Source organism: Streptomyces sp. NRRL B-1347, assembly GCF_000720325.1.
Taxonomy (GTDB): Bacteria; Actinomycetota; Actinomycetes; order Streptomycetales; family Streptomycetaceae; genus Streptomyces.
On record NZ_JOJM01000151.1, the window covers coordinates 1 to 10223 of the forward strand.

Genomic DNA, 10223 nt, shown 5'->3' on the forward strand with positions numbered 1-10223 from the left:
CCAGAGCGTGATGTATGGTCCGGACGCCGACCTCCTGGAGCAGACCGGCTACGCGCAGCCCGCCCTCTTCGCCGTCGAGGTGGCGCTCTACCGCCTGGCCGAGTCCTTCGGCGTACGTCCGGAGGTCGTGGGCGGGCACTCCATCGGCGAGCTGGCTGCCGCGTACGTGGCCGGGCTCTGGTCCCTCGAAGACGCGGCTCAACTGGTGGCTGCTCGTGGTCGGTTGATGCAGGCGCTGCCCGCGGGTGGGGCGATGCTGGCCGCGCAGATCGCGGAGGCCGACGTCCTGCCGCTACTGGACGGCATATCGGACCGCGTGGGCGTGGCGGCCGTGAACGGGCCCGCGCAGATCGTGCTCTCCGGTGAACGCGCAGCTCTCGAAGGCCTGGAGGAGCTGTTGCGCGGTGAGGGCCGCAAGGTGAAGTGGCTGAAGGTGTCGCACGCCTTCCACTCGCCGCTCATGGACCCGGCCCTCGACGACTTCCGTGAGGTCGCGGCCAAGCTGACGTACCAGGAACCGACTCTCGCGGTGGTCTCCAACGTCACCGGCGAGGTGGCGGACGCCGCCGAGCTGAGGGACCCGGAGTACTGGGTGCGGCACATCCGCGAGGCCGTGCGCTTCCACGACGGTCTGAAGGCGCTCGCCGAATCCGGCGTCTCGACCCTTCTCGAACTGGGCCCGGACGCCGTGCTGACGGCGATGGCGCACGACACGTTCAGCGAGCCCGCCGCGCAGGCGGGGCTGATCGCGGCCGTGCGCAAGGACCGCGCGGAGCCGGACACGTTCCTCGACGCCCTCGCGCGGCTGCACGTACGCGGCGTGGACGTCGACTGGACTCCCTTGTACGCCCCGGTCGAGTCGCGGCGCCGCGTCGAGCTGCCCACGTACGCCTTCCAGCACCAGAGCTACTGGCTCCGGCAGACCGCCGGTGTCGCCGACGTCGAGTCCGCGGGGCTCGCGTCGGCGGGGCACCCGCTGCTCGGCGCGGGGATGCCGCTGGCCGACTCGGACGGCTACCTCTTCACCGGGCGGCTCTCGCTGGCCACCCACCCGTGGCTGGCCGACCACGCGGTGGCCGGGCGCGTCCTGCTTCCGGGCACGGCCTTCGTGGAGCTGGCGACGTACGCGGGCGGGCAGATCGGCCACGGCGTACTCGACGAGTTGACGCTCGGCGCGCCGCTGGTGCTGCCCGAGCGCGGCAGCATCCAGGTGCAGCTGCGGGTCGAAGCCCCCGACAGCGCCGGGCGCAGGCCCCTCAGCCTGCACTCGCGCCCCGAGCCGGGCGACGGAGCCGAAGGCCTGTCGGCCGACGCCTGGACCAAGAACGCCACCGGCACCCTGACCGAGCCCGCGCCGCACGCGCCCACCGCGTCCGACGACCTGACGTCCTGGCCGCCCCGCGACGCGGAGCCGCTCGTGGTCGACGGGCTCTACGAGGAGCTGTCCACGGCGGGCTACGACTACGGGCCGGTGTTCCAGGGGCTGCGCGCGGCCTGGCGGCGCGGCGACGAGGTGTTCGCCGAGGTGGCCCTGCCGGACGACGAGCACACGGAGGCCGGTTCCTTCGGCCTGCACCCGGCGATCCTCGACGCCGCCCTGCACGCCCGGGCCGCCGGTGCGGTCGGTGCGGCCGGGGACACGGCGGCCGACACCGAACCGGCCACCGGCGGACTGCCGTTCACCTGGACCGGAGTCACCGTGCACGCCGCGGGCGCCGCCACCGTGCGCGTCCGCCTGGCGCCGAACGGCGCGGACGGCGTCTCCCTGGAGGTCGCGGACACCACGGGCACGCCGGTCGCCTCGGTCGACGCGCTCGTCTTCCGGCCCATGTCGAAGGACCTCATCGAGCAGATGAGCGGCCGGCACCCGCACGCGGACTCCGTCTTCCACGTGGAGTGGAAGCCCCAGGCCGCCACCCCGGTGTCGTCCGCGGAACCGGTCGCATACGTCTCGTACGCCTCGTACGAGGAGTTGGACGCCGGTGGGGACGTTCCGGCGGTCGTGGTGTGGGAGGCCGGTGCCTTTGACGGCGAGCTGCGGCCCGAGGCGGTGGCGGCGCGGTCGGCCGAGGCGCTGCGGGTCGTGCAGGGCTGGCTGGCGGACGAGCGGTCGGAGTCCGCGTGCCTCGTCGTGGTGACGCGGGGCGCGGTCGCGGCCGGTGACGCGGTGCCGGATCCGGTGGGCGCGGCCGTGTGGGGGCTGGTGCGCTCGGCCCGCTCGGAGCACCCGGGCCGCTTCCTCCTCGTAGACGTAGACGTAGACGTAGACGTAGACGTAGACGTGGACACAGACACGGACGTGGGCGCGGGTCTTGACGAGTCGGTCCTCGGCGCCGTGCTGGCGTCGGGCGAGCCGGAAGCCGCCGTGCGGGGCGACTCGCTCTGGCTGCCCAGGCTCTCCCGGATCGCGAGCGCGTCCGCCGACGGCGACGACACGCCGTGGGGCCGGAGCACGGTCCTGGTGACGGGCGCGTTCGGCGGCCTGGGGCGCGTCGTGGCACGGCACTTGGCCGAGCGTCACGGCGTACGCGACCTGCTGCTGGTCTCGCGCCGCGGCCTGGAAGCCGCGGGGGCGGCCGCGCTGCGCGACGAACTCCGGGCCCTCGGCACACAGGTGACGGTCACCGCGTGCGACATGGCCGACCGGGACGCCGTGGCGGCGCTCATCGACGAGCACGGCGCGGACCTCTCGGCGGTCGTCCACGTGGCGGGCGTCCTCGACGACGGCGTGGTCACGTCGCTGACCCCCGAGCGCGTGGCGGCGGTGCTGCGGCCGAAGGCGGACGCGGCGCTGCACCTGCACGAGCTGACCGCGGGGCTCGACCTGTCGGCGTTCGTCCTGTTCTCCTCGGCGTCCGGCGTCTTCGGAGGCCCCGGGCAGGCCAACTACGCGGCGGCCAACAGCTTCCTGGACGCCCTCGCGGCCACCCGCCGCGCCCAGGGGCTCCCGGCGACCGCGCTCGCGTGGGGCCTGTGGGCCCAGGACAGCGACATGACGGGGGGCCTCGCCGACGCGGACCTCCAGCGCATGGCGCGCGGCGGCGTCCTCGCGCTCGACACGGACGAGGCACTGGCCCTGCTCGACCTCGCCCCGGCGAGCGAGCACCCGGCGCTCGTCCCGATCCGCATCGACACCGCGGCGCTGCGCACCCAGCCACAGGAGACGCTGTCCGCGCTGTTCCGGGGCCTGGTCAGGCCCGCAGTCCGGCGGGCCCGCAGCACGGGCCCGGACGCCGCGGCCGCGCGTACCGAACGCACGGACTCCCTCGTGGAGCGCCTGGCGGGCCGCTCCGGCGACGAGCGCGACCGGATCCTGCTCGACCTGGTCCGCACGCACGTGGCGGGCGTGCTCGGCTACGCGTCGCCGAACGCCGTCGAGCTGAGCCGGGGCTTCCTGGAGCTCGGCTTCGACTCCCTGACGGCCGTGGAGCTGCGCAACCGCCTCAACGCCGAGACCGAACTGCGGCTGCCCAGCACGCTGATCTTCGACTACCCGAACCCGGCCGCCCTGGCCGAGCACCTGTCGGAGGAACTGCCCACGACGGCCGCCGCCCCCGACGGCGCCCCGGTCGCCCCCGGCGACCTGGACACGGAGCTCGACCGCCTGGAGAGCGTCCTCAAGGCCGTCGGCGGCGACACCGACGGCACCGAACGGGACCGCGTCGCGGGCCGCCTCCGTTCGCTGCTCACCGCCTGGGACACCACCCGCGACACCGCCGCCCCGGCCACGGAGCGGCAGGAGCTCGACGACATCGAAGGCGCGACCGCCGACGAACTCTTCGACCTGCTCGACAACGAGCTCCACACCCCCTCAGAGACAAGCCCGAACACCAGCTCAGACACCGGCCAGGACACAGACCGGCCCGACCGCTTCGAGGAGGCGCTGTAAATGGCGAACGAGGAGAAGTACCTCGACTACCTGAAGCGGGCGACGGCCGACCTGCGCGACGCCCGCCGCCAGGTGCGGGAACTGGAGGACGCCCGCCACGAACCCATCGCGATCGTCGGCATGAGCTGCCGCTACCCGGGCGGCGTGAACACGCCCGAGGACCTGTGGCGGCTCGTCGCCGACGGCACCGACGCGATCTCCGCGTTCCCCACCGACCGCGGCTGGGACACGGACGAACTGTTCGACCCGGACCCGGACAAGCAGGGCACCAGCTACACCGCGGAGGGCGGCTTCCTCTACGACGCCCCCCAGTTCGACGCCTCGTTCTTCGGGGTCTCGCCGCGCGAGGCCCTGGCGATGGACCCCCAGCAGCGGCTCCTCCTGGAGACCGCGTGGGAGGCGATCGAGCGGGCGGGCATCGACCCACTCTCGCTGCGCCGCAGCCGCACCGGCGTCTTCGCGGGCGTCATGTACTACGACTACGCGACCCGCCTGCACGCCCTGCCGGAAGGCGTCGAGGGCTACATCGGCACCGGCAACGCGGGCTCGGTCGTCTCCGGCCGCGTCGCCTACACCCTCGGCCTCGAAGGCCCGGCGGTCACCGTCGACACGGCCTGCTCGTCGTCGCTCGTGGCCCTGCACCTGGCCGCGCAGGCGCTGCGGCAGGGCGAGTGCACGCTCGCCCTCGCGGGCGGCGTGACCGTGATGCCCACGGCGGGCACCTTCATCGACTTCAGCCGCCAGCGCGGCCTGTCGACGGACGGCCGCTGCAAGTCCTTCGCCGCATCGGCGGACGGCACCGGCTGGGGCGAGGGCGCGGGCCTGCTCCTCTTGGAGCGCCTGTCCGACGCCCGCCGCAACGGCCACAACGTCCTCGCGGTCGTACGCGGTTCCGCCGTCAACCAGGACGGCGCCAGCAGCGGCCTCACCGCCCCCAACGGCCCCTCGCAGCAGCGCGTCATCCGCGACGCCCTGACGAGCGCGGGCCTGAAGCCGGGCGACGTGGACGCCGTGGAGGCCCACGGCACCGGCACCACCCTGGGCGACCCCATCGAGGCGCAGGCGCTGCTCGCCACGTACGGCAAGGAGCACTCGGCCGAGCGGCCGCTGTGGCTGGGTTCGCTGAAGTCCAACATCGGCCACACCCAGGCCGCCGCCGGTGTCGCCGGCGTCATCAAGATGGTCATGGCCATGCGCGAAGGTGTCCTGCCGAAGACGCTGCACGTCAACGAGCCGACCCCGCAGGTGGACTGGACCGCGGGGACCGTCGAGCTGCTGACCGAGGCCCGCGAGTGGGCCGAGCGCGACGGTGGCGGCCCGCGCCGCGCGGGCGTCTCCTCCTTCGGCGTCAGCGGCACCAACGCGTGCTCCCCCTCGCCCTCTCGGGACGCACCCCGGAGGCCCTCCGGGCCCAGGCGGCACGGCTGCGCGAGCGACTCCTCGCCGACACCGGTCTCGGCACGGCCGACGTGGCCTGGTCCCTGGCGGTGGCCCGGTCACGCTTCGAGCACCGGGGCATCGTCCTGGGCAGCGGCCGGGACGAACTGCTGGCCGGGCTCGAACGGCTGGCGTCGGGTGATGCCACGGCTGGTGGCGTGGTCACCGGGCGGGCGCTGGGCGGGACGGTCCGTCCGGTGTTCGTGTTCCCGGGTCAGGGGTCGCAGTGGGCCGGGATGGCGGTCGAACTCCTCGACTCCAGCCCGGTGTTCGCGGAGCGGATGCAGGAGTGCGCCGAGGCCCTGTCGGAGTTCGTGGAGTGGGATCTGCTGGAGGAGCTGGGCGGGGAGAACTTCGACCGGGTGGACGTGGTCCAGCCCGTTCTCTTCGCCGTGATGGTCTCCCTGGCTGTGGTCTGGCAGGCGGCCGGGGTGCGGCCCGCCGCCGTGGTCGGCCACAGCCAGGGCGAGATTGCCGCCGCGTGCGTGGCGGGTGTCCTGTCGTTGCGGGATGCCGCTCGTGTGGTGGCGCTGCGGAGCCTGGCGATTCGTGAGCTGTCGGGCAAGGGCGGCATGGTGTCGGTGCCGCTGCCCGAGGCCGAGGTGCGGGAGCTGATCGCGGGTTGGGAGGGCCGTATCGAGGTCGCGGCTGTCAACGGCCCGGCTCAGGTGGTGGTTTCGGGTGAGCCGGAGGCGTTGGAGGAGCTGGTCGCCCAGTGCGTCGGCCAGGACGTCCGGGCCCGCACCATCCCCGTGGACTACGCGTCGCATTCCTCGTACGTGGAGCAGATCGAGGCCCAGATCGGTGAGGCCCTGGCGGATGTGACCCCGCAGGGCGCCGAGGTGCCGCTGTACTCGACCCTGACCGGTACCTGGCTCGACGTCCCGATGGATGCCGGGTACTGGTACCGGAACCTGCGCCAGACGGTTCTCTTCGAGCACGCCACCCGAGGTCTGCTCGCCGAGGGCCACGGCCTGTTCCTGGAGATGAGCCCCCACCCGGTCCTGACCGTCCCGGTTCAGGCGACGATCGACGCCACGGACAGCCCGGCTGCCACTCTCGGCTCCCTCCGCCGTGACGAAGGCGGCGCCGACCGCCTCGCCGCCTCCCTCGCCGAAGCCCACGCGTACGGTGCCGAGTTGGACTGGAAGGCCCTCCTCCCCGGCGAGCCCTCCGTCGTGGACCTGCCCACCTACCCCTTCCAGCGCGACCACTACTGGATGCTCGCCCCGGACCAGGACGCGGACGGCGAGTCCGGGCCGGCCGTGGACGAGGTCGAGTCCCGGTTCTGGGAAGCGGTGGAGCGCGAGGACCTGGCGCAGCTGACGTCGACGCTCGTGGACGTCGACGAGAGTTCGCTGAGCGCGGTGCTGCCCGGCCTCGCGTCCTGGCGGCGGCAGCGGCGCGAGCGGTCGACCATCGACGGGTGGCGCTACCGCGTGACCTGGAAGCCGCAGGCGGGCGGCCTGCCCGTGCCCGCGCTGCCGGGCCGCTGGCTCGTCGTCGTACCGGAGAACGCGGGCGAGCACACGTGGATCCCCGGTGTCGGCGAGGCGCTGACGCGGGCCGGTGCCGAGGTCGTTGAACTGCTCCTCACGGATGCGGAGTTGACGCGTGAGGCGCTGGCTGCCCGGGTGCGTGGTGTTGCTGGTGCGGAGTTCGCCGGTGTGGTGTCGCTGCTTGGTTTCGAGGAGTCGGCGCATGCGGAGCATGTGGGTGTGCCGGTGGGGCTGGCCGGGACCGTGGCGTTGGTGCAGGCTCTCGGTGACGCGGGTGTCGGGGCGCGGTTGTGGTCCGTGACCCGGGGTGCGGTGTCGACTGGTCGCAGTGATGGGGTGGAGAGTCCGGCGCAGGCCCAGTTGTGGGGTCTCGGCCGGGTCGTGGCCCTGGAGCACCCGGACCGCTGGGGCGGTCTGATCGACCTCCCGTCGGTGTACGACGCGCGTGCCGCCTCCCGGTTCGCGTCGATCCTCACGGGGCTCGGCGACGAGGACCAGCTCGCGGTGCGGGACACCGGCGTGTTCGTACGCCGGTTCGCGCACGCCCCGCTCGACGACGCCCCGGCGGCGGAGTGGGCGCCGCGCGACACCGCGCTGATCACCGGTGGTACGGGCGCGATCGGCGGGCACGTGGCCCGCTGGCTGGCCCGCGCGGGCGCCGAGCACCTCGTCCTCACCAGCCGCCGCGGCCTCGACGCTCCGGGCGCCGCCGAACTCAAGGCGGAACTTGAGGAGTTGGGTGCCCAGGTCACCGTCGCGGCCTGCGACGTGGCTGACCGCGATGCCGTCGTACGACTCCTGGACGAGCTGACGGCGCAGGGGCACACCCTGCGTTCCGTCTTCCACGCCGCAGGTGTGAGCCCGTCGTACCCCGTCGCGGACATGTCCGCCGCCGACATCGCGGAGGTGTTCGGCGCGAAGACGGCCGGTGCCGCGCATCTGGACGAGCTTCTGGACTCCGCAGAGCTCGACGCCTTCGTGCTCTTCTCGTCGAACTCCGGTGTGTGGGGCGGCGGCGGTCAGGGCGCCTACGCGGCGGCCAACGCCTACCTCGACGCGCTCGCCGAGGCCCGCAGGGCCCGCGGCGTGCCCGCCACCTCCGTCGCCTGGGGCGCCTGGGGCGGCAGCGGCATGGCCGCCGACGCGCAGGCCGAGGAGCACCTGCGGCGCCGCGGCGTGACGGCGATGGCACCGGAGCGGGCGGTGGCGGCGCTCGCCCAGGCCGTGGCGCACGGCGAGACGTTCCTGGCCGTCGCGGACGTGGACTGGGAGCGGTTCGCGCCCTCGTTCACGTCGGTGCGGCCCAGCCCCTTCATCGGGGACCTGCCGGAGGTGCGGCGCGCGCTCGCCGAGCCCGAGGCGGCCGCCGCCCCGGCTGGCGCCAAGGGCTCGGGCTCGGAGTGGGCCGAGCGGCTCGCGGGCCTCGCGGAGCGCGAGCAGGAGCGTCAGCTCCTCGATCTCGTACGCGGCCACGCCGCAGCCGTGCTCGGCTACGCGGGTCCGGAAGCGGTCGAGCCGACGCGGGCCTTCCGCGAGCTGGGCTTCGACTCGCTGACGGCGGTCGAGGTCCGCAACCGCATCGCGACGGCCACCGGCCTGATCGTTGAGCTGCCGCTACCCCGGCGGCGCCACCAGCCCCGAAGCGCTCTGGCGGCTCGTCGCCGAGGGCACCGACGCGATCTCCGTGTTCCCCACCGACCGGGGCTGGGGCCCCGACGGGCTGTTCCAGCCGGAGCGGGGCGGCTCCGCCGACACGAGCTTCGCCGCGCAGGGCGGCTTCCTCTACGACGTGTCCGAGTTCGACGCCGGGCTCTTCGGCATCTCCCCGCGCGAGGCCCTCGCCATGGACCCGCAGCAGCGGCTGCTCCTGGAGACCTCCTGGGAGCTGTTCGAGCGCGCGGGCATCGCGCCCTCGGCCCTGCACGGCAGCAGCACCGGCGTGTTCGTCGGCGCCTGCTCCCAGGGGTGGTCGGCGGGGCTCGCCCACGCCCCCGAAGGCGTCGAGGGCTACCTGATGACGGGTGACGCGACGAGCGTCATCTCCGGCCGCCTCTCGTACACCTTCGGCCTCGAAGGCCCCGCGGTCACCGTCGACACCGCGTGCTCGTCGTCCCTCGTCGCGCTGCACCTGGCGGCGCAGGCGCTGCGTCAGGGCGAGTGCGACATGGCCCTCGCGGGCGGCGTCACCGTCATGGTGAGCCCCGCCGCGTTCCTGGAGTTCAGCCGCCAGCGCGGCCTCGCCGCCGACGGCCGCTGCAAGCCGTTCGCCGAGGCCGCGGACGGCACCGGCTGGGGCGAAGGCGTCGGCCTGCTGCTCCTTGAGCGGCTGTCCGACGCCCGCCGCAACGGCCACGAAGTCCTCGGTGTCGTCAGCGGCTCCGCCGTCAACCAGGACGGCGCCAGCAACGGCCTCACCGCCCCCAACGGCCCCTCCCAGCAGCGCGTCATCCGCGCCGCCCTGGCCAACGCGGGCCATCGGCCACACCCAGTCCGCCGCCGGTGTCGCCGGTGTCATCAAGATGGTCATGGCCATGCGCGAGGGCGTCCTGCCGCAGTCCCTGCACGTGGACCGGCCGAGCACGCACGTCGACTGGTCCGCAGGAGCCGTCGAGCTCCTCGCGGAGACGCGGGAGTGGGCCGGTCGCCAGGACGGCGGACCGCGCCGCGCGGGCGTCTCGTCCTTCGGCGTGAGCGGCACCAACGCCCACGTGATCGTGGAGCAGGCGCCCGCCGGGCAGCCCGCGGAGGCCGTGGAGCCGATCGCGCCCGTGGCGACGGCCGTGCCGTGGCTGGTGTCCGGCCGCAGCGCGGAGGCCCTGCGGGCACAGGCCGACCGGCTGCGCGAGCACATGGTGACGCACACCGACCTGGACCCGGCGGCCGTCGGCTCGGCGCTGCTCTCGGGCCGGTCCGCGCTCGAACACCGGGCCGTGGTCCTGGGCCGGAGCAGGGACGAATTCCTGGTCGGCCTCGAAGCCCTGGCGTCAGGTGGCCCGGGCGTGGTCTCCGGCGCGGTGACCGAGGGCCGCCTGGGCGTCCTCTTCACCGGTCAGGGCAGTCAGCGGATCGGGATGGGCCGGGAGCTGTACGAGGCGTTCCCGGTCTTCGCGGATGCGTTGGACGAGGTGTGTGCTCATATTGATCCGTGGATAGAACGTTCGCTCCAGAGCGTGATGTATGGTCCGGACGCCGACCTGCTTGAGCAGACCGGCTACGCGCAGCCCGCCCTCTTCGCCGTCGAGGTGGCGCTCTACCGTCTGGCCGAGTCCTTCGGCGTACGTCCGGAGGTCGTGGGCGGGCACTCCATCGGTGAGCTGGCTGCCGCGTACGTGGCCGGGCTCTGGTCTCTCGAAGACGCGGCTCAACTGGTCGCCGCTCGCGGCCGGTTGATGCAGGCG

General features: G+C 73.9%; 1 protein-coding gene and 1 pseudogene. Both read left to right on the forward strand.

The features are described from left to right. Positions 1-3889 (forward strand): SDR family NAD(P)-dependent oxidoreductase (locus IG74_RS0143720; RefSeq protein WP_158858082.1); only part of this gene is annotated, 3889 nt, incomplete at its 5' end. Continuing rightward, a pseudogene (locus IG74_RS50510) lies at positions 3890-10223 on the forward strand (SDR family NAD(P)-dependent oxidoreductase); the annotation flags it as partial. It lies immediately after the preceding gene.